Source organism: Bacillus sp. A260, assembly GCF_009861435.1.
GTDB lineage: Bacteria > Bacillota > Bacilli > Bacillales > Bacillaceae_G > Bacillus_A > Bacillus_A cereus.
In genome coordinates this window covers 3,782,813-3,802,628 of sequence record NZ_CP046398.1, presented here as the reverse complement: position 1 = coordinate 3,802,628, position 19,816 = coordinate 3,782,813, and the positions used below count along the sequence as shown (strand labels likewise).

Genomic DNA, 19,816 nt, shown 5'->3' with positions numbered 1-19,816 from the left:
TTTTATTTTTAAGTAGTTTTAAATGTGATGTATTAATATATCTTTCGGTTAAACAATATATCACATTTAGTTTAATGTGATATACAATTAAGTTGTTAGAAAAGGAAGAGGTATGCTATACTATTTTTGTGAAACAAATTGCACAGAAAACTTATCATTTGTTAAAAAATAAGGTATGATGGATAAAAATAAAGTGAAGCTTTCTAAGTATAATATAATGTGGAAAGTGAAGAACTTCACGCTTTTTAAGGTGTGTATATATTTTATCTCTAGAGTGGTAGGAAAGTAGAGGGGGAAAATCATGACAAAGCTGCAACGTATTCAAAAAGTATTGGTAGCTAACCGTGGAGAGATTGCAATTCGTGTGTTTCGAGCTTGTTCGGAACTTGGATTAAAAACAGTTGCAATCTATTCTAAAGAGGATAGTGGTTCTTATCATCGCTATAAAGCCGATGAGTCCTATTTAGTTGGGGAAGGAAAAAAACCAATTGATGCTTATCTAGATATTGAAGGCATTATTGAGATTGCAAAAAGTAATCATGTAGATGCAATCCACCCTGGATATGGTTTCTTGTCAGAAAATATTCAATTCGCTAAACGTTGTGAAGAAGAAGGAATTATCTTTATCGGTCCGAAAAGTAAGCATTTAGATATGTTTGGAGATAAAGTGAAAGCAAGAACACAAGCGCAGCTAGCACAAATTCCAGTTATACCTGGTAGTGATGGTCCAGTAAATTCATTAGAAGAAGTCGAAAAATTTGCTGAAAAGTATGATTACCCGATTATTATTAAAGCATCCCTTGGGGGTGGCGGTCGTGGTATGCGTATTGTGCGTACTAGTGAGGAATTAGGAGAATCATATAATCGAGCGAAATCAGAAGCGAAAGCAGCCTTTGGTAATGATGAGGTTTACGTCGAAAAATTCGTTGAAAAACCTAAACATATAGAAGTACAAATTTTAGCAGATGAAGAAGGCAATGTTGTTCATTTATACGAGCGTGACTGTTCTGTACAACGTCGTCATCAAAAAGTTGTAGAAATTGCACCGAGTGTATCACTTTCAGATGATCTGCGTCAGCGTATTTGTGATGCTGCTGTGAAGTTAACGAAAAATGTAAATTATTTAAATGCAGGAACAGTAGAATTCCTTGTAAAAGATGATGAGTTTTACTTTATTGAAGTAAATCCACGTGTTCAAGTAGAACATACGATTACAGAAATGATTACGGGAGTAGATATTGTTCAATCACAAATTTTAATAGCTGATGGACATTCATTACATAGCAAAATGGTAGGTGTTCCGAAGCAAGAGGAAGTAGTTGTACATGGATTTGCAATTCAATCTCGTGTAACAACTGAAGATCCGCTAAATAATTTTATGCCGGATACAGGAAAAATTATGGCGTATCGATCAGGCGGTGGTTTTGGTGTACGTCTTGATACAGGAAATAGCTTCCAAGGTGCAGTTATTACACCGTACTACGATTCTTTACTTGTAAAAGTTACAACTTGGGCACTTACTTTTGAGCAAGCTGCTGCAAAAATGGAACGTAACTTAAAAGAATTCCGTATTCGTGGTATTAAAACAAATATTCCATTCCTAGAGAATGTAGTAAAACATAAAAACTTCTTATCAGGAGAATATGATACTTCATTTATCGATGCGTCACCTGAATTGTTCTTGTTCCCGAAACGTAAAGACCGTGGAACGAAAATGTTAAATTACATTGGTACAGTAACAGTAAATGGTTTCCCAGGAGTAGGTAAAAAAGAAAAACCAATATTCCCAGATGCTCGTATTCCATGTTTAAAACATTCAGAGCCAATCCAAAATGGAACGAAACAAATTTTGGACGAGCGTGGAGCAGACGGATTAGTAAAATGGGTACAGGATCAAAAACGTGTACTTTTAACGGATACAACATTCCGTGATGCACACCAGTCATTACTTGCAACTCGTATTCGTACAAAAGATTTACATCAAATTGCGGAGCCAACAGCGAGAATGTTACCGAACCTATTCTCAGCGGAAATGTGGGGCGGTGCAACGTTTGATGTTGCGTATCGTTTCTTAAAAGAAGATCCATGGGAACGATTACTAGATCTTCGTGAAAAAATGCCGAACGTTTTATTCCAAATGTTACTTCGTTCTTCAAACGCAGTTGGATACAAAAACTATCCAGATAATTTAATTCAAAAATTTGTGGAATGTTCTGCTCAAGCAGGCATTGATGTATTCCGTATTTTTGATAGCTTAAACTGGGTGGAAGGCATGAGAGTTGCAATTGACGCTGTACGAGACACTGGTAAAATTGCAGAAGCAACAATGTGCTACACAGGGGATATCCATGATCCACTGCGTAGTAAATATGATTTAAATTACTATAAAAATTTAGCAAAAGAGTTAGAAGCATCAGGAGCTCACATTTTAGGTATTAAAGATATGGCGGGCTTATTAAAACCAAATGCAGCATATGATTTAGTTTCTGCATTAAAAGAGACAGTGTCGATTCCGATTCACCTGCATACGCACGATACGAGTGGAAATGGTATATTAACGTATACGAAGGCAATTGAAGCGGGTGTTGATATCGTCGATGTAGCAGTGAGTTCTATGGCTGGTCAAACGTCACAACCAAGTGCGAACACGCTATACTATGCATTAGGTGGAAACGAAAGACAACCAGATGTTAATATAGATTCTTTAGAAAAACTATCTCATTATTGGGAAGATGTACGCAAATACTATGCACCGTTTGAAAGTGGTATGAATGCGCCTCATACAGAGGTATATATGCATGAAATGCCGGGTGGGCAGTATAGTAATCTTCAGCAACAAGCGAAGGCGGTTGGTTTAGGAGATCGCTTCGATGAAGTGAAAGTAATGTACCGCCGTGTGAATGACATGTTTGGAGATATTGTAAAAGTAACGCCATCATCAAAAGTTGTTGGTGATATGGCATTATTTATGGTTCAAAACCATCTGACAGAACAAGATGTTTTAGAGCGTGGACATGCTATGGACTTCCCAGGATCTGTTGTTGAAATGTTCTCTGGTGATTTAGGTCAACCGTACGGTGGTTTCCCGAAAGAATTACAAAAGATTATTTTAAAAGGGAAAGAGCCATTAACAGTAAGACCAGGTGAATTACTAGAGCCAGTAGATTTCGAAGCGTTAAAAGAAGAATTATTCCATAAACTTGGACGCGAAGTAACGATTTTTGATGTAGTTGCATATGCTTTATATCCAAAAGTATTTATGGATTATGAAAAAGTTGCTGAGCTTTATGGAAATGTATCTGTACTTGATACACCGACGTTCTTCTATGGTATGAGACTAGGTGAAGAAATTGATGTAGAAATTGAACAGGGTAAAACATTGATGGTTAAACTAGTATCAATTGGAGAACCTCAGCCGGATGGAAATCGTGTCCTTTACTTGGAATTTAACGGTCAACCACGTGAAATTATCGTGAAAGACGAGAGTGTAAAAGCAACAGTTGCACAACGTGTGAAAGGAAACCGTGAGAATCCAAATCATATTAGTGCAACGATGCCAGGAACGGTAATTAAAGTAGTTGTAAAAGAAGGCGATGAAGTGAAAAAAGGCGATTCTATGGCAATTACAGAAGCGATGAAAATGGAAACGACAGTTCAAGCGCCGTTCAATGGTAAAGTGAAGAAAGTATATGTTAACGATGGTGATGCGATTCAAACGGGTGATTTACTTATTGAATTAGATCACTAAAATAAAAAAAGAGCTGTGTAAAATACAGCTCTTTTTTTATTGCAAAAAATCCCTTGCCGAATTGGCAAGGGATTTTAGTTTTAAATTATTTTGTTTGTTTAGAAGTTAATTCGGCTTCTTTTGCATTCACTTTACTTCTTGTTCCTAACATAACTAAATAGCATAGTACGGCAAACAAGCAAGAAATGAATAGAGAATGTAACAATGCCATTGCTAAACTAGCGTTTGTAAATACAACTAAAACTCCTACTACAGCTTGAAGTGTAACAAGGATAAATGAAATGATCCATCCCCAATATACGACAGGTTGCTGTTTGTAATGGCGAATAGCGAGAATCATCGCGTATAGTATCCAAGCGAAAATTAACATCGCTGCAACTCTATGGCCCATTTGAACCCATTCATGTAGTTGAGTTGGCATAGGTCTGTTTTTGCTACATAAAGGAAAGTCTGGACAGGCTAAGCTAGCTCGTTCGTGACGTACTAAAGCACCTGTGTAGACGACGATATAACTGTAAATTGTTACACCATAAATATGAAATTTCATTTTTTTGTCCATAATAAGTGAACGTGCATCAAATTTTTGGTCAATTTCAAAGATAAGACACGTTAATAAAATGACAGAAGCAAATGAAATTAAGGAAATACCGAAGTGGATAGCAAGTACAGCTGGCATTTGGCCCCAAACAACTGCTGCTGCTCCCATTAATGCTTGTGCAACTAAAAATACGAAGGATAAAATTGCTAACGTTTTTGTTTCACGCACATGTTTATAATATTTCCAGGACAAAATACAAAGGAGAGTGACAAGAATTCCAGCTGATCCGGATGTTAATCGGTGGCTAAGTTCAATAATAGTTTCCATTGATAAATTAGATGGAACAAATTCACCGTTACAAAGTGGCCATGATTTACCACAACCTTGACCAGAACCTGTTTTTGTAACTAAAGCGCCTCCTAATAAAACTATTAATAAATCAAGGCTTGTAATGACTGCTAACCATTTAATAAAGCGTTGCAATCTCTTTCACCATCTTTCTGCTATGAAGTTATTGCGAAATATTTTCATTCCATTATGTATAGAATAAAACGCGCTAGTTCCTATGATATATAAAAAATAATAAAATAGCAAAGAAATGGAGGGGGAAGGAAAGGGGGAGAAAATAGGTGTAAAAACAGGGTTCCTAAGGAAAATTTTAGGTGAAAAATAGGCTATTTTGAAAAGAAATGGGGAGAATACGTGTTAAATAAGACAAAATAGTTTATTATAGAAGGTAACATCATGTTATGATAAGGACAAGTCAGAATGAAGTTTTTTATATTCGACACAAAAAGTTCATGTTTTCTTCACAAAATGTTCGGGAAATATGATTTAATATATTGGAGTATGGGCGTAGATTAGTAGTAGAATGGGTTAACAATGTTTCTACTGTAATAATATTGCTATATAGAAGCGAATTATTTCATTTGAAATATGCGCAAAAAGAAAGATGAAAGTTTTAAGAGGGGGTTAGAGTGATGAACCATGCAACAAGTGAGCTGCATGATGAGTCCGCTGTTACAAGTGTACCGGAAACAACTCGGTTACAAGATTTAAAAGCACTCGTTAAAATGGGGATTGTAAACTCAAATACACTTACTGTATTTACAGGATTTTGGTTGGCATTACACTTTAATGGATTAAGTGTAATGGACAATCTGGATAAGTTATTCTTTACAATCGTTGGTTCTGGATTAGTTATGGCAGGGGTATGTTGTTTAAACAACTACATTGATCGAGACATCGATCCATTAATGGAAAGAACAAAGACCCGTCCAACGGTTACTGGAAAGTATAAACCAGGATTTGCACTTACATTTGGACTAGTCATATTACTTCTTGGTTTTGTATTTTTATTATTAACAACACCAATGGCAGTCTTAATGGGATTTATTGGTGCTTTCACATATGTTGTTCTATATAGTTTATGGACAAAGAGAAAGTATACACTAAATACTGTTGTAGGTAGTATATCTGGTGCAGTTCCTCCTTTAATTGGATGGGCAGCAATCGATCCATCTTTAGGCCATCCAATTGCTTGGATGTTATTTTTAATTATGTTTATTTGGCAAATCCCACATTTCCTTGCATTAGCAATGAAACGTGTTGATGAATATCGAAATGCAGGAATTCCAATGCTTCCTGTAGTTCATGGATTTGAAATTACGAAACGCCAAATTATGATTTGGACAGTATGTTTATTACCACTACCATTTTATATGAGTGGACTAGGGATAACATTTATGGTAATTGCAACACTGCTTAACATCGGATGGATCGTTTTAGGATTTTATGGCTTCCGTAAGAAAGATGACATCAAATGGTCCGTGCAAATGTTTGTTTATTCCCTAAATTATTTAACAATCTTATTTGTATCAATGATTGTAGTTACATTCTTCTAAGACAACGACATAATTGGATTTCTTTACGTTGAGATTTACTTTACTTAACTATAAAGTACAATCTAATTCACAAGGAAAGTGGGGGTTGTTTGTATGAAGAAACAGTGGCGACTGCTTTCGTTCGTTTCACTGCTGGCTTTACTGTTAGGGGGATGCGGTAAAGCCTTTCAATCTACTTTAATTCCGCAAGGAGAAGTAGCAAAAATGCAATATGATTTACTTCTACTGGCGAGTGCAATCATGGTAGGAGTAGTACTAGTAGTTACTATTATTTTCTTATATGTAATTGTGCGTTTCCGACAAAAGAAAGGTCAGGAAGATTATATTCCAGAGCAAGTTGAAGGGAATCACAAGCTAGAAATTATATGGACAGTTATTCCGATTATTCTTTTACTAATCTTAGCTGTTCCAACAGTTACATATACATTCAAACTTGCTGATGTAAGTGCGATGGAGAAAAAGAATATTGATAAAGATACTATCGTTGTTGATGTAACAGCGAATCTTTATTGGTGGGAATTTTCTTATAAATCAGAAAAGATAGTAACTTCGCAAGATTTGGTCATCCCCACAGGTAAGAAAGTGTATTTAAATTTGAAGGGTGCCGATATTAAACACTCATTTTGGGTTCCATCTTTAGCAGGGAAAATGGATACAAATACAGACAATGTGAACAAAATGTGGTTAAAGGCAGATAAATCGGGCACTTATAATGGTTTTTGTACAGAATTTTGCGGCCCATCACATTCTTTAATGCAATTTAAAGTGAAAGCTTTAGATGAAAGCGAGTACAAAAAATGGCTTGCTGATATGAAGAAGATTGATGGGAAGAAAGAAGTAGCTTCAACAAAGGCGCAAGAGGGCCAAGAAATATTTAATAAAAGCTGTATTGGTTGTCATGCAGTTGGATCTAATGATAGTAGACCACCTTCCGCTCGTATCGCACCAAACTTAGCAAACTTTGCGGATCGCGATATGGTTGCCGGTATTGCCGAAAACAATGAAGAAAACTTAAAAAAATGGCTGAAAGATCCTGAAAATATGAAGCCAGGAAACAAAATGACTGGCAAATATGGCAACTTAACGGATGATCAAATTGATGCATTAAATGCATACTTACAAACGTTAAAAGTTGAAAAGTAAAGAGGGATTATTCGCGAAGGGGAGGTTGAAAACGTGAGTTCTGTAGCAAAAAAACAGGGGATGGGTGCTGTCATATGGGATTATTTAACGACAGTAGACCATAAAAAGATTGCCATTCTCTATTTAATTGCAGGTGGATTGTTTTTTGTAATAGGCGGAATAGAAGCTCTATTTATTCGCCTTCAATTAGCGATTCCTAACAATGCTTTTCTTGTTGGGGATGCTTATAATCAAGTATTAACGATGCACGGTACAACAATGATTTTCCTCGCAGCTATGCCACTCGTGTTTGCATTTATGAACGCCGCTGTACCACTTCAAATTGGTGCACGTGATGTAGCGTTCCCGTTTTTGAATTCACTCGGATTTTGGTTATTTTTCTTTGGTGGAGTATTTTTAAATTTAAGTTGGTTTTTAGGTGGAGCACCTGATGCAGGATGGACATCTTATGCATCTTTAGCTTTAGCCTCTAAAGGTCATGGTGTTGATTTCTATGTACTCGGCTTGCAAATCTCAGGTATTGGTACATTAATTGGAGGTATTAACTTCCTTGTAACCATTATTAATATGCGGGCGCCAGGAATGACGTACATGCGTATGCCGATGTTTACATGGACGACATTTGTAACATCTTCGCTTATATTATTCGCTTTTCCGCCGTTAACTGTAGGATTAGGACTTTTAATGTTAGATCGTTTATTTGGAACAAGTTTCTTTAATCCGGCATTGGGCGGGAATACAATTATATGGGAGCATTTATTCTGGATTTTCGGTCATCCAGAAGTATACATTCTTATACTCCCAGCTTTCGGAATATTCTCAGAAATCTTCGCGACATTTTCGAAAAAACGATTGTTTGGTTATTCATCGATGGTGTTTGCGACTGTATTAATTGGATTTTTAGGATTTATGGTATGGGCGCACCATATGTTTACTGTTGGACTTGGTCCAGTTGCTAATGCTATTTTCTCGGTCGCAACAATGGCGATTGCGGTTCCAACTGGTATCAAAATATTCAACTGGCTCTTTACAATGTGGGGCGGAAGTATTCGTTTTACGACACCAATGATGTGGGCAGTAGCTTTCATTCCATCATTCGTAATGGGTGGAGTTACAGGGGTTATGCTAGCATCTGCACCAGCTGATTATCAATTTCATGATAACTATTTCGTAGTAGCGCATTTTCATTATGTAATCGTTGGCGGTGTTGTATTTGGTTTACTTGCAGGAGCTCATTATTATTGGCCACTGATGTTTAATAAAGTATTAAATGAAACATTAGGAAAGATAACGTTCTGGCTATTCTTTATCGGCTTCCATTTAACGTTCTTTATTCAGCATTTCCTTGGCTTGATTGGTATGCCACGCCGTTACTACACATATCTTGAAGGGCAAGGGTTGGAAATGGGGAATATGATTAGTTCCATCGGAGCGGTGTTTATGGCTCTTGGAACGATTGTTCTTCTATTCAATGTAATTAAAACGACAGTATCAAAAGAAAAAGCTGGTCGTGATCCGTGGGATGCACGTACATTAGAATGGACAATGCCAGCACCGACACCAGAATATAACTTTAAACAATTACCATTTGTTCGCGGATTAGATCCGTTTTGGATTGAAAAACGTGAAGGTAATGAAGAGATGACAGCAGCGGAACCAGTTGGTGATATTCATATGCCAAATCCTTCGTTTTCACCATTTGTCATTTCTTTCGGATTGTTTATAGCGGCATTTGGTGCGATGTATATGCAGGGCGGAAAAGATAAGTTCTGGTTATTAGTAGCAATTATTGGTTTAATCATTACATTTGGCGCAATGTTCCTACGTTCAGTAATTGATGATCATGGGTATCATATTCATAAAGAAGATTTAGAGGATAAGGGGGGCAAGGCATAATGCATGTAGATGAAAAATTAACGAATGAAACATTTCCAGCAGAGCCTGAAAAAGCAACCCTTGAAGGGAAAAATAAGTTTGTCGGTTTTTGGTTATTTCTTGGAGGCGAAACAGTGTTGTTCGCTTCCTTATTCGGAACATATTTAGCGTTAAAGAATTCTACAAATGGTGGACCAACATCTCAAGAGATGTTCCAAATGCCACTCGTTTTCATTATGACGATGCTTTTATTAACGAGTAGCTTAACGAGTGTATATGCGATGTATCACATGAAAAACTTTAACTTTAAGAAAATGCAGCTTTGGTTACTAGTAACAGTATTGCTAGGTTTAGGGTTTTTAGGGTTTGAGATATATGAGTTTTATCATTATACACATGAATTTAAGCATACTATGAGAAGTAGTGCGTTTGGCTCTGCGTTTTATGCTCTTGTTGGTACACATGGACTCCACGTATTGTTTGGGTTATGTTGGATTCTAACATTAATCTTTAGAAATGCGAAGAGAGGTCTAAATTTATACAATGCACCGAAGTTTTATGTTGCATCGATTTATTGGCACTTTATTGACGTAGTTTGGGTGTTTATTTTCACTGTAGTATATTTAATGGGAATGGTGGGATAAACAATGGCGATAAAGCAAACGAATAATCCTAAAGTTGATCTTGTTTATCGGAAGAGAAAAAGTGCGGAGGAAATGAGGCATCAAGTTATTACGTTTGCATTAATGATTTTTTTAACATTAGTTGCATTTGTAGCGGTGGCGTATCCAAAAACTTTTAGTCCGATTTTCTCTGTACCGTTTATTTTACTATTAGCAGTGGTACAAGTAATTTTTCAATTGTATTATTTTATGCATATGAGTCATAAAGGACATGAAGCAGCAAGTTTCTTTCTTTACTCTGGTCTGCTAATAGGGTTAATTACAATTTTAGCTTTTATGACAATCGTGTGGATTTGAAAAGTGAAAAATAAGGGAGCTTGTGTTGTCACAGCTCCCTCTTCATATTATGAGATAACCTTACGAAGGTAGGTGTGAAAATGAGTAACTTGTGGATATTTGGTTTTCAGGCTTTATGGAGTCCAATCTTTTTATTATTTATGCTTTCGATTCTTATTGGGTACTTCTTAATTATTGGGCCATATAGAATGCGATTTGAAAATGCGACGAAGGTAAGTAAGAAGCAAATTTTTTATTTTACGACTGGTATTGTTCTTTTGTATTTTGTAAAGGGAGGGCCTATTGATTTAATTGGCCATATTATATTTAGTGCTCATATGTTTGAAATGGCAGTCATGTATATTGCAGTTCCACCGTTACTGTTGCTTGGTATACCAATTTGGTTATATCGTTATATTACTTCTTTTAAGTTTGTTCAAATTATATTAAAGGCATTTGCTAAACCGCTTATTGCGTTATTTGTATTTAACGGCCTGTTTTCTTTTTATCATTTACCAGTTGTTTTTGATACGGTAAAACAAAGTCAAATAGCTCATCCTATTTGTCTCGCTATATTGTTTTTTACAGCAATCATGATGTGGTGGCCGATGTTAAATCCATTACCAGAATATCAAACATTAAGTGATATAAAGAAACTTGGTTATATGTTTGCTAATGGCATATTATTAACGCCTGCTTGTGCGTTAATAATTTTTGCGACAGCCCCGTTATTTGCAACGTATACGGATCCGGCTGCTTGGATGAAAGCGATGGAACTATGTGTACCAGCGGGCACTTTATCAGATTTAAATATAACGGGACCAGAATTTTTGCACTGGATGCCAGTCGTACAAGACCAGCAAACTGGTGGTATCATAATGAAAATTGTCCAGGAAATAGTGTACGGTACAATTATAGGCTATGTATTCTTTAGATGGGCACGTAGAGAACGTGAAAAGGATAAGGAGCAGTTGCAACAATTGCCGCCGTATTTACAGACTAAGTAAAAAAAGTGTATGGGATTCCATGCGCTTTTTCTTTTTAGTTTTAGCTACCTTAAAAAGATTGAATTTTCTAATTTTTTATGTTAAGTTAGTGTAGGCGTGTACTAAAAGTGGAGATAAAATTTACTACTAGCTTTCATGCGTAATAATTCCATATGTAGTGCAAGTTTTTTAGAGAGTTACAAATATATATTGTTATCTTTAATAAACACGAACTATTTTAAGGGGGAGTTTAAATGGGTAGTAGTGGAAGTATGGTAAAGCCGATTAGTGGTTTTTTGACAGCACTAATTCAATATCCAGTACCAGTAGTAGAATCGCGTGCAGACATTGATAAACAAATTCAACAAATCATAAAAACAATTCATTCGACCAAATCAGGTTACCCTGGTTTAGAATTGATAGTATTTCCTGAATATAGTACACAAGGGCTCAATACAAAAAAATGGACTACAGAAGAATTTTTATGCACAGTGCCTGGGCCAGAAACAGACTTATTTGCTGAGGCATGTAAAGAATCTAAAGTATATGGTGTTTTTTCAATAATGGAGAAAAATCCTGATGGTGGAGAGCCATATAATACAGCAGTTATTATTGATCCACAAGGTGAAATGATTTTGAAGTATCGTAAGCTAAATCCTTGGGTGCCAGTCGAGCCTTGGAAAGCTGGAGATTTAGGCTTACCTGTTTGTGATGGACCTGGAGGAAGTAAATTAGCTGTTTGTATTTGTCATGATGGCATGTTCCCTGAAGTAGCTCGTGAAGCGGCCTATAAAGGTGCAAATGTCTTAATTCGTATTTCTGGATATAGTACACAAGTTAGTGAACAATGGATGCTAACCAATCGTTCAAATGCATGGCAGAATTTAATGTATACATTGTCGGTAAACTTAGCGGGTTATGATGGCGTATTTTATTACTTTGGTGAAGGACAAGTATGTAATTTTGATGGGACTACTTTAGTACAGGGACATCGAAATCCTTGGGAGATTGTTACTGCTGAAGTATATCCAGAACTAGCAGATCAGGCTAGATTAGGATGGGGATTGGAAAATAATATATATAATCTAGGTTCAAGAGGATATGTAGCAACTCCTGGTGGGGTGAAAGAAAATCCATATACGTTTGTAAAAGATTTAGCTGAAGGTAAATATAAGGTTCCTTGGGAAGATGAGATTAAAGTAAAAGATGGATCTATTTATGGATATCCAGTAAAAAAAACGATTCATTCTTAGGGAAGGGAAATAAAACAAGCGCATCATATTGATGCGCTTGTTTTTGTTAATCAATAATTTGAAATTCTTTTAACTCTTTTTCGACATTTTGTAGGAGTTGTTCGCTTTTTTGAAGTACATTCGTTGGGAAAGTCTCATCATCACCATATTCAACGCCGTGAGGATAATAATGTTTTCCTAATAAGGGGGGAAGTAGTTTTACTTCAGCGTGTCTACTGCCAATGTCACCTTCAACAGCAACTCCTTGCACTCGTAAATAATAAACATCCTTTAATATTTCAAATTTATAATCGTATGTAACTCGCTCATAATCCCACTGTCCGGCAAGTACGAAGTGGTTGTTTTCCATGATTTCAGTTAAAAGAGTTAATTCAACGACGGCTCCATTAAATTTCGTATTTGTAAATTGCATATAATACCTCCTTTTTTAATGTTACACCATTATTTTTATAATAGTATGAATAATAAGAAAGTGCAATTCATATTGAGAGAAAAGGGATAATCCAGACTTTTTTCACAAAAATATGATATAGTGAAAAGAGTACGGTACACACAAAAAGAAAGAAAAGGATTTGTGTATATCTCAATTTTATGTTTTGTTCAGGAGGTATATCGTTTGAAGAAATTATTGCGTATCGTAATGATTACATTTTTAATTTTAGCTGTTGATTTATACGGGAAATTACTCGTTTCACAATATATATTAACCCCATCTCAATCAAAGCAAGAAAATAAAATTGTGAAAAAGAAAAAGCAAATTAAGGAAGACTCCTCAGACACTGTTTTAAATATGATTGGTGAAGACTCTGAAAACTTATTAGCGAAGTGGGGAGAACCCTCTCGAATAGAGCCATCTGCATACGGATATGAATGGTGGGTATACAACCAGGATTTAACTCAGTATGTTCAATTTGGAGTTTCTGAACGTAAAGTTGTAACGGCATACGCAGCTGGTGAACAAGTTAAGGTTCCACCTTATTATATAAATGAAAAATATGAAGAAGTATATAAAAAAAGTCCGCTTTCGCATGAAATTTCATTAAAAAGAGGGAAAAATAGTTATCAATTTGAGCTATCTGATACCGAAGTCATGGAACAACCGTTAATACCTGTAGAAGATGGATGGGCGCAATTGTATTTTGATCAATTTACACATGAGCTTGTTGGTGTTCGTTATATGGATGATGAAACTTTATTACGCCAAAGACCGTATCAGCTCGTTTATTCAGGTGAATTAATAGCAGAACAACCATTGACTCCAGAAAAAATAAAACAAGTAGAAAATGGGAATATGCAACAAATTTTTGATTTAACAAATATCATTCGAAGTCGTCATAAATTACCATTATTAACATGGGATCAGGAAACAGCAGATGTTGCTGTTGGTCACAGTAAAGATATGAAAGACAATAATTATTTTTCTCATGACTCACCTACATTAGGTACACTAGGAGATCGTTTGCAGCGCGGGAAAGTAGGATTTCAACTTGCTGGTGAGAACATAGCGGCGCAACATAGTGATGGAATTGCGGCAGTGCAAGGTTGGTTAAATAGTGAGGGGCATAGAAAGAATTTATTAAATGAACAATTTACAGGATTAGGTGTGGGTGTATACGATAAATTTTATACACAAAACTTTATTCGAAAATAAAGTGAAATTGTAAGCGGTGGGGTGTTAACATCACCAAATTAGTTACTTCGTATTCACTGAATTGTAGGTGGGAATCTGACCGTATGCAAATAGCAGAAAAAAAGGTGCATGAATCGTCTAAAAATAGGCGAACCATGCGCCTTTTTTTTCTTACTATATAGTAGATATACATGGAGAGGTGAGGATTATGCCAACAACAAAAGGACCGTTACATCCATCGGTTCAACAGTTTAAAGAATTTGTAAACCATCACCCTAAAATGGTTCATGAGGTTAGAAGTGGTCATAAAACATGGCAACAATTTTATGAAGAATGGTACTTACTTGGTGAAGAAGATCCAATATGGGCAACTTATAGACCGGATGGAGCGCCTGCGTTTTCTTCGGTAAAAGAAAATAAAAAAGAAAAAGATAATCGAACTGAAGAGGAAAAAACTGCTGATGTGATGGGGCAAATGCTTTCTTTTTTTAAAAAGTTGGACGTGGAACAAATGCAGAACCATTTAGCCAATGTGACGAGTGCAATCGGGAGCGTGCAACAAGTTATTCAGCAATTTCAAGGTAACCGTACGCAGCAAGAGCAAAGTACTTCAGAAAATAACCCATTTTTCTTTCAAAAGGATTAGGGGGAAAGATGATGAGAGCAGAAATTATGGAGTTTATAAAGGCTGATGAGGATTTATCTCGCTATATTAGAGAGCAACCGTACTGGTATAGAAAATTAACACGAAATCCTGAAGAAAAAGAGGCTTTTGAGTTAGCGGCGATGCAACATTTCAAAAAAACAATACCAGATAAAGTGGAAAAGTTTCAAAATCAATTGGCCGTTGCTTCGATCATGATTGATATGTTTCAGTATATGAAGCAACAAAATGCAACCTAATTGGAAGTGAAAAATATGTCCGTCATGCAGAACTTTTGTTACAATAGAGGTTGATTATTTAAAAAGGAGTTGCAGCATGACGGAAATTTGTTTAGTACGACATGGACAAACTGATTGGAATTTTCAAGAAATTATTCAGGGGCGAGAAGATATTCCGCTTAATGAAGTTGGTAAGAAGCAAGCGAGTCAGAGTGCAGCTGCTTTACAAGAAGAAACGTGGGATATCATTATAAGTAGCCCGTTAATTAGAGCGCAAGAAACGGCTAATGAAATTGCAAAGACAGTTGGATTACAATCGATTTTATTAGATGAGCGATTTGTTGAACGGAATTTTGGAGAAGCTTCAGGGAAGCCGGTTGCGGCTGTTAGAGAGTTGATTGCTGAAGGTAAAGTAGAAGGTATGGAGCGAGATGAAGAGATTGTAGCTCGTTGCTTTGCTGCTTTAGAAGATGTTGCGACAACTCATTTTGGCAAACGTATTATTATTGTTGCTCACTCACACGCGATAAAAGCGATTTTACATGCCATTGAACCAGATGAAATTACATTTAAGACACCATTAAAAAATGCGTGTATTAGTTATGTGAAACAAAATAGTGGAAAGTGGGATGTTCTTAAATATAATATAGCGGAACATATTAATGTATAAGTGTGTACGGATATAGTGTAAAAATAGTTTCATTATATCTTTCTTTTGAGTAAGTCACTTCAATTAGTAGTTCTAATCTAAATGTGGTATGATGGATACTCGGAGGTGTCTCTCATGATTGTAGCGACGCTAGAAAGCGTATTAATATTAGATAAGGCAGAGCAGCTTGCAAAAGCGATTATCTGTTCAGATATAGCAGAAGATTATCGTAAGTATTATAGAGAATTACATGAAGATATGGAACTTCAGACGCTCATTCAGCAATTTACAGCGATGAAAGAACGGTATGAGGAAGTACAGCGTTTTGGAAAATATCATCCTGACTATACTACCGTGTCAATGAAAATGAGAGAATTAAAGCGTTCTGTGGACTTACATGATAAGGTTGCAGCTTTTAAAAGAGCAGAAACTGCTTTGCAGAAGTTATTAGACGAAGTTAGTGTAGCAATCGGTTCGGAAGTGTCTTCTTCCATTAAAGTGCCAACAGGAAATCCATTCTTTGATGCTGGTGGCTGTGGTGGAGGTTGTGGTACTGGCGGAGGTTGTGGTTGTAAAAAAACGGGGTGATGTACCCCGTTTTTTAGAAGTTGGAAGAAAACGTATACAGAGTTTGTCCTGTAATGTTATAAATTTCTGATTGGTTTTCATAGAATATAAAATATATGTTTTTAAAAGGAGAAGATGGAGAAGATTATGTTCGGGCAACGACAAAGTATGATTGTTTATTTACATTCATTGAAACATGCCAAGATTTTAAGGAAATATGGTAACATACATTACATATCAAAACGATTAAAATATGCTGTAGTATATTGTGATATGGAACAAATTGAGCATATGATGCATAAGTTGAACAAACTTCCTTTTGTGAAAAAGATAGAACAGTCGTATCGCCCGTATTTAAAAACGGAATTTGAAAATTCCCGTCCTGATCGAGCAAAAGAATACGATTATAGCTAATAGAAAAAATCCCCGGCTAAATTTAGCCGGGGATTTTTCACTTGGAATAACGTGTTATTTCATCGGAGGAATGAAATTGTTCATTCGTAAAATACCAATTAAATGATTAAAAAATAGTTCTTTTTCTGGGAAAGTTGTAGATGGTTTTACAGTAAAGGTAGCCACTTTTTTTCCGAGTTGTTCTGCCGTTTCTTCAAATAAAATGACACGTTTACTTTTTTTATTTTCAAATACAGGAATGCCTTCACGACATATGTATAATGGTTGGAAATCACCAGTAGTAGTTGGTTTTAATATTACAACAAGCGAACATACTTTTTTATCGTTTTTTATCGTTTCAAATTGTAACATATGTGCTATACGTTCTTGATTTGTTTTGGCAATTTCAAGTAATTCATATAAATCAGAGTAGCCTTCTCCGAGTTCTATAAAGCGTTGAATCATATCTTTTCCTCCTCTTTCTTTTACTGTACCATTTCACTTTTTAAATGAAAAGCACACAAAGAAAAAAAACCCTGCATAGCAGGGCCCTTCTTATACTAGCATGTACTAGTAAGAAGGCAAAGGGAGAGGAGAAACCGGAGGAAGAACTTATGGGGAAACGTAAGTCTTCTCCGCGGTTGGCAACAACATCGAAGGTGATGTTGTTATAATTATTTATGTCCAATCTAAATGAAGATATACATAATGAAATTAAATTTTATGTTGGGCTTTTTATTTTTCTTTTTTTTATTTTGTGATAGGATAAAAAAGATAAAGTGGAACTAATATACATATTGGGTTCATATTAGTGAATGATGAGATGAATACATAAAAATAACGAGAGGTTATTTGAGGCCGAGTTTTCCTATAGTTAGGTGAATGTGGTTTGTTAACGGTTACCGAAGTGGGAATGGCTTTCTATAATCGCTCGATAGATTGAAATAAAGGTAGTGACAACAGATGAGAGTAGTTTCAGGAAAATGTAAAGGACACCCACTTAAAGCGGTTCCTGGTAATACAACACGTCCAACGACAGATAAAGTAAAAGAATCTATTTTTAATATGATAGGTCCTTATTTTGATGGTGGTATCGCCCTTGATTTATTTGGTGGTAGTGGTGGTCTTGGAATTGAGGCTTTGAGCAGAGGGATTGATAAAGCAATTTTTGTTGATCGGGATAGTAAAGCGATAAAAGTAATTCATCAAAATTTAGAAAGTTGTAGAGTACAGGAACAAGCTGAAGTATATCGAAATGATGCGGAACGTGCAGTAAAGGCGCTAATAAAACGTGAAATGTCATTCGATCTTATATTGATAGATCCTCCATATAAAGAGCAAAAAATTGTATCTTTAATTAGTATAATGGATCAACATGGATTGCTACATAGTGATGGATTAATTATGGCAGAGCATGGTAATGATGTAGTTTTACCTAATTCAATAGGAAGGCTTGTAAAAGTACGAGCTGAGAATTATGGGATTACTGCAATATCGATTTATAAGTATGAAGGTGAGGGGACAGAATGACAAGTATAGCTATTTCTTCAGGAAGTTTTGATCCAATTACCCTTGGGCATCTGGATATTATTAAAAGGGGAGCAAAAGTATTTGATGAGGTGTACGTAGTCGTTTTAAACAATTCATCAAAAAAACCATTCTTTTCAGTTGAAGAGCGATTAGAATTAATTCGAGAAGCGACAAAGGATATCCCGAATGTAAAAGTAGATTCGCATAGTGGGCTATTAGTAGAGTATGCAAAAATGCGTAATGCAAATGCAATATTACGTGGTTTACGAGCAGTTTCTGATTTTGAATATGAGATGCAAATTACTTCTATGAATCGAAAATTAGATGAAAATATTGAAACATTTTTTATTATGACAAACAATCAATATTCATTTTTAAGCTCGAGTATTGTAAAAGAAGTTGCGAGGTATGGAGGAAGTGTAGTAGATCTTGTACCTCCTATTGTAGAACGTGCTTTAAAAGAAAAGTTTCAAACCCCGTTAAAGTGAACGGGGTTTTTCTTTATATGTGCGCAAAAATAATAAAATAACATATAAGTATAGACAAAATAATGTGAAAATTGGTCCATAATGTATAAAAGATGTCCAAATTTCATGTAGTATAGAAGGATGTTCGGATAAAAATACAGGAATATCTTTTGGCATAGGCGAGAAAGAACTCACTTTCTCATAAAATGGTGTCCAAAATACAAATGTAAAAATAGGGGCAAGAATACTTTGAATAATTCGTGCGAAAAAATAGGGTTTAAATCGGATATCTGTTTCAGCTAATATGCTAGCAACTTGTGCCTGAATAGAAAGACCACTAAATGCTAAAATGAAGCTTGTTACCATAGCTTGTTGTAAGAGCGGTGTTTCATTTATTTGACTAATCATTTGGCTTCCGAGTGTCATTTCGAAAATACCTGATAATATAGGTATACTAAAATCTGTACTTAGTTGGAAGAATGATAAAATATGTTGCATAATAAAAGAAAGAGCTGCTGTAATGTGAAATACAGTAATCATTTTATTTAACACAGAGAATAAAATAATAAATCCGCCAATCATAAGTAATGTTTGAATAGAAGAAACAATGGCATCCCCAAGTAATTTACCAATTGGTCTTTTTTCTTGTAAGCGTGTCTCGTGAAGGATTAAAAAAGGGTTTTGAAAGCGACGTTTTTTTGTAGTGTGTGTATTAATTTTGTAAGCGGTATTATCGCCGTAAAAACGCATAATTAATCCGACAGCAAAGTTACTGAAATAATGGGCAGCGGCTAATATAATTCCTAATTTCGGATTATTAAAAAAACCGATAGACACAGCACCGAAAATAAAAAGTGGATTAGAAGAATTTGTGAAAGAAACGAGGCGCTCTGCTTCAATCTGAGTTAAAAGATTGCTTTTTCGTAGTCTAGCGCTTAATTTGGCGCCTGCAGGGAAACCAGAAGCCATTCCCATCGCCCAAACAAATCCGCCTATCCCTGGAACGCGAAAAAGTGGGCGCATGAGTGGTTCTAATATAACGCCAATAAATTTTACAACACCGATACTAATTAGAAGTTCCGCAATGATGAAAAACGGTAGTAGTGAAGGGAATACAACTTCCCACCATATATTTAACCCGCGAATAGAAGCTTGCAAAGCGGCTTGGGGGTGGAGTACAAGAGAAAAGGTTAAAAATAGCGTTGATATGGTAAGGAAAGCGGTTTTCCATTTTTCATACATGTAAGTAAATCCCCCTTTGTCCCAAAAAACGTTCATTTCAGTATACGTGG

General features: G+C 35.7%; 20 protein-coding genes. 16 read left to right on the top strand and 4 right to left on the bottom strand.

The genetic code is table 11. The annotated features are described in order from the left end of the window. Positions 1-301 precede the first annotated feature (301 nt). Positions 302-3,748, top strand: coding sequence for a pyruvate carboxylase (gene pyc, locus GD442_RS18995; protein WP_000164087.1), 3,447 nt, complete (start codon positions 302-304; stop codon positions 3,746-3,748). Between the two features lie 85 nt (positions 3,749-3,833). Here pyc and ctaA read toward each other — a convergent pair whose 3' ends face one another. Beyond that, the gene (gene ctaA / locus GD442_RS18990; RefSeq protein ID WP_001188743.1) at positions 3,834-4,769 is read right to left on the bottom strand and encodes a heme A synthase; all 936 of its coding nucleotides are present in this window, start codon (positions 4,767-4,769) and stop codon (positions 3,834-3,836) included. A 497-nt stretch (positions 4,770-5,266) separates the two neighbouring features. Between ctaA and ctaB the strand changes: the two genes are divergently transcribed. The 7 genes from ctaB to GD442_RS18955 all read left to right on the top strand — a co-directional run bounded on the left by ctaB (position 5,267) and on the right by GD442_RS18955 (position 12,406). Further along, the gene (gene ctaB / locus GD442_RS18985) at positions 5,267-6,190 is read left to right on the top strand and encodes a protoheme IX farnesyltransferase (protein ID WP_001015058.1); all 924 of its coding nucleotides are present in this window, start codon (positions 5,267-5,269) and stop codon (positions 6,188-6,190) included. A 93-nt stretch (positions 6,191-6,283) separates the two neighbouring features. Continuing rightward, positions 6,284-7,333 (top strand): cytochrome c oxidase subunit II, encoded by a 1,050-nt coding sequence (gene coxB, locus GD442_RS18980; RefSeq protein WP_000745268.1) that lies wholly within the window; start codon positions 6,284-6,286, stop codon positions 7,331-7,333. A gap of 60 nt (positions 7,334-7,393) precedes the next feature. Then, the gene (gene ctaD / locus GD442_RS18975; protein WP_201450785.1) at positions 7,394-9,229 is read left to right on the top strand and encodes a cytochrome c oxidase subunit I; all 1,836 of its coding nucleotides are present in this window, start codon (positions 7,394-7,396) and stop codon (positions 9,227-9,229) included. After that, on the top strand, positions 9,229-9,852 hold the full coding sequence (gene ctaE, locus GD442_RS18970) for a cytochrome c oxidase subunit III (protein WP_000557861.1): 624 nt from the start codon (positions 9,229-9,231) through the stop codon (positions 9,850-9,852). Before ctaD ends, ctaE begins: the two co-directional genes overlap by 1 nt. A gap of 3 nt (positions 9,853-9,855) precedes the next feature. Next, the gene (gene ctaF / locus GD442_RS18965; protein WP_000985706.1) at positions 9,856-10,188 is read left to right on the top strand and encodes a cytochrome c oxidase subunit IVB; all 333 of its coding nucleotides are present in this window, start codon (positions 9,856-9,858) and stop codon (positions 10,186-10,188) included. Between the two features lie 80 nt (positions 10,189-10,268). Then, the gene (ctaG, locus tag GD442_RS18960) at positions 10,269-11,174 is read left to right on the top strand and encodes a cytochrome c oxidase assembly factor CtaG (protein ID WP_000069023.1); all 906 of its coding nucleotides are present in this window, start codon (positions 10,269-10,271) and stop codon (positions 11,172-11,174) included. A 233-nt stretch (positions 11,175-11,407) separates the two neighbouring features. Next, positions 11,408-12,406 carry a formamidase gene (locus GD442_RS18955; protein WP_000535802.1) on the top strand — a complete coding sequence of 333 codons (999 nt, stop codon included), beginning with the start codon at positions 11,408-11,410 and terminating at the stop codon, positions 12,404-12,406. Between the two features lie 46 nt (positions 12,407-12,452). Here the strand turns inward: GD442_RS18955 and GD442_RS18950 are convergent, their stop codons facing one another. After that, positions 12,453-12,818 carry a YugN family protein gene (locus tag GD442_RS18950; protein WP_001160947.1) on the bottom strand — a complete coding sequence of 122 codons (366 nt, stop codon included), beginning with the start codon at positions 12,816-12,818 and terminating at the stop codon, positions 12,453-12,455. 204 nt (positions 12,819-13,022) lie between these two features. Here GD442_RS18950 and GD442_RS18945 point away from each other — a divergent pair, with 204 nt between their 5' ends. The 6 genes from GD442_RS18945 (at position 13,023) to GD442_RS18920 (ending at position 16,548) form a co-directional block, all read left to right on the top strand. After that, positions 13,023-14,057: a CAP domain-containing protein gene (locus tag GD442_RS18945; RefSeq protein ID WP_000735378.1), complete on the top strand. Its 1,035-nt coding sequence runs from the start codon at positions 13,023-13,025 to the stop codon at positions 14,055-14,057. A gap of 187 nt (positions 14,058-14,244) precedes the next feature. Beyond that, on the top strand, positions 14,245-14,682 hold the full coding sequence (locus GD442_RS18940) for a YlbD family protein (RefSeq protein WP_001143346.1): 438 nt from the start codon (positions 14,245-14,247) through the stop codon (positions 14,680-14,682). Positions 14,683-14,693: 11 nt separating this feature from the next. After that, on the top strand, positions 14,694-14,939 hold the full coding sequence (locus GD442_RS18935) for a YlbE-like family protein (RefSeq protein ID WP_001200990.1): 246 nt from the start codon (positions 14,694-14,696) through the stop codon (positions 14,937-14,939). Positions 14,940-15,015: 76 nt separating this feature from the next. Then, positions 15,016-15,588, top strand: a complete 573-nt coding sequence (locus GD442_RS18930) for a histidine phosphatase family protein (protein WP_000134946.1) — start codon at positions 15,016-15,018, stop codon at positions 15,586-15,588. 114 nt (positions 15,589-15,702) lie between these two features. Next, positions 15,703-16,155 carry a YlbF/YmcA family competence regulator gene (locus GD442_RS18925; RefSeq protein WP_000634366.1) on the top strand — a complete coding sequence of 151 codons (453 nt, stop codon included), beginning with the start codon at positions 15,703-15,705 and terminating at the stop codon, positions 16,153-16,155. A 126-nt stretch (positions 16,156-16,281) separates the two neighbouring features. After that, positions 16,282-16,548, top strand: a complete 267-nt coding sequence (locus tag GD442_RS18920; protein WP_002082261.1) for a YlbG family protein — start codon at positions 16,282-16,284, stop codon at positions 16,546-16,548. Positions 16,549-16,602: 54 nt separating this feature from the next. Here GD442_RS18920 and GD442_RS18915 read toward each other — a convergent pair whose 3' ends face one another. Beyond that, on the bottom strand, positions 16,603-16,992 hold the full coding sequence (locus tag GD442_RS18915; protein WP_000616017.1) for a DUF7147 family protein: 390 nt from the start codon (positions 16,990-16,992) through the stop codon (positions 16,603-16,605). Positions 16,993-17,490: 498 nt separating this feature from the next. Here GD442_RS18915 and rsmD point away from each other — a divergent pair, with 498 nt between their 5' ends. Both rsmD and coaD read left to right on the top strand, forming a co-directional pair. Next, a complete protein-coding gene (gene rsmD / locus GD442_RS18905) occupies positions 17,491-18,057 on the top strand; it encodes a 16S rRNA (guanine(966)-N(2))-methyltransferase RsmD (protein ID WP_001266978.1) in 567 nt (188 codons plus the stop codon). Continuing rightward, positions 18,054-18,545 carry a pantetheine-phosphate adenylyltransferase gene (gene coaD, locus GD442_RS18900; protein WP_000200601.1) on the top strand — a complete coding sequence of 164 codons (492 nt, stop codon included), beginning with the start codon at positions 18,054-18,056 and terminating at the stop codon, positions 18,543-18,545. The genes rsmD and coaD overlap by 4 nt, the downstream gene beginning before the upstream one ends. Here the strand turns inward: coaD and ylbJ are convergent. Further along, on the bottom strand, positions 18,537-19,766 hold the full coding sequence (ylbJ, locus tag GD442_RS18895; RefSeq protein ID WP_000273082.1) for a sporulation integral membrane protein YlbJ: 1,230 nt from the start codon (positions 19,764-19,766) through the stop codon (positions 18,537-18,539). The genes coaD and ylbJ overlap by 9 nt on opposite strands. Positions 19,767-19,816: the final 50 nt, after the last annotated feature.

Bases quoted from the DNA above. Each gene is read 5' to 3' on its own strand.
- pyc (WP_000164087.1), top strand. From the start codon at position 302: ATGACAAAGCTGCAACGTATTCAAAAAGTATTGGTAGCTAACCGTGGA.
- ctaB (WP_001015058.1), top strand. From the start codon at position 5,267: ATGAACCATGCAACAAGTGAGCTGCATGATGAGTCCGCTGTTACAAGT.
- coxB (WP_000745268.1), top strand. From the start codon at position 6,284: ATGAAGAAACAGTGGCGACTGCTTTCGTTCGTTTCACTGCTGGCTTTA.
- ctaD (WP_201450785.1), top strand. From the start codon at position 7,394: ATGGGTGCTGTCATATGGGATTATTTAACGACAGTAGACCATAAAAAG.
- ctaE (WP_000557861.1), top strand. From the start codon at position 9,229: ATGCATGTAGATGAAAAATTAACGAATGAAACATTTCCAGCAGAGCCT.
- ctaF (WP_000985706.1), top strand. From the start codon at position 9,856: ATGGCGATAAAGCAAACGAATAATCCTAAAGTTGATCTTGTTTATCGG.
- ctaG (WP_000069023.1), top strand. From the start codon at position 10,269: ATGAGTAACTTGTGGATATTTGGTTTTCAGGCTTTATGGAGTCCAATC.
- GD442_RS18955 (WP_000535802.1), top strand. From the start codon at position 11,408: ATGGGTAGTAGTGGAAGTATGGTAAAGCCGATTAGTGGTTTTTTGACA.
- GD442_RS18950 (WP_001160947.1), bottom strand. From the start codon at position 12,818: ATGCAATTTACAAATACGAAATTTAATGGAGCCGTCGTTGAATTAACT.
- GD442_RS18940 (WP_001143346.1), top strand. From the start codon at position 14,245: ATGCCAACAACAAAAGGACCGTTACATCCATCGGTTCAACAGTTTAAA.
- GD442_RS18935 (WP_001200990.1), top strand. From the start codon at position 14,694: ATGAGAGCAGAAATTATGGAGTTTATAAAGGCTGATGAGGATTTATCT.
- GD442_RS18930 (WP_000134946.1), top strand. From the start codon at position 15,016: ATGACGGAAATTTGTTTAGTACGACATGGACAAACTGATTGGAATTTT.
- GD442_RS18925 (WP_000634366.1), top strand. From the start codon at position 15,703: ATGATTGTAGCGACGCTAGAAAGCGTATTAATATTAGATAAGGCAGAG.
- GD442_RS18920 (WP_002082261.1), top strand. From the start codon at position 16,282: ATGTTCGGGCAACGACAAAGTATGATTGTTTATTTACATTCATTGAAA.
- GD442_RS18915 (WP_000616017.1), bottom strand. From the start codon at position 16,992: ATGATTCAACGCTTTATAGAACTCGGAGAAGGCTACTCTGATTTATAT.
- rsmD (WP_001266978.1), top strand. From the start codon at position 17,491: ATGAGAGTAGTTTCAGGAAAATGTAAAGGACACCCACTTAAAGCGGTT.
- coaD (WP_000200601.1), top strand. From the start codon at position 18,054: ATGACAAGTATAGCTATTTCTTCAGGAAGTTTTGATCCAATTACCCTT.
- ylbJ (WP_000273082.1), bottom strand. From the start codon at position 19,766: ATGTATGAAAAATGGAAAACCGCTTTCCTTACCATATCAACGCTATTT.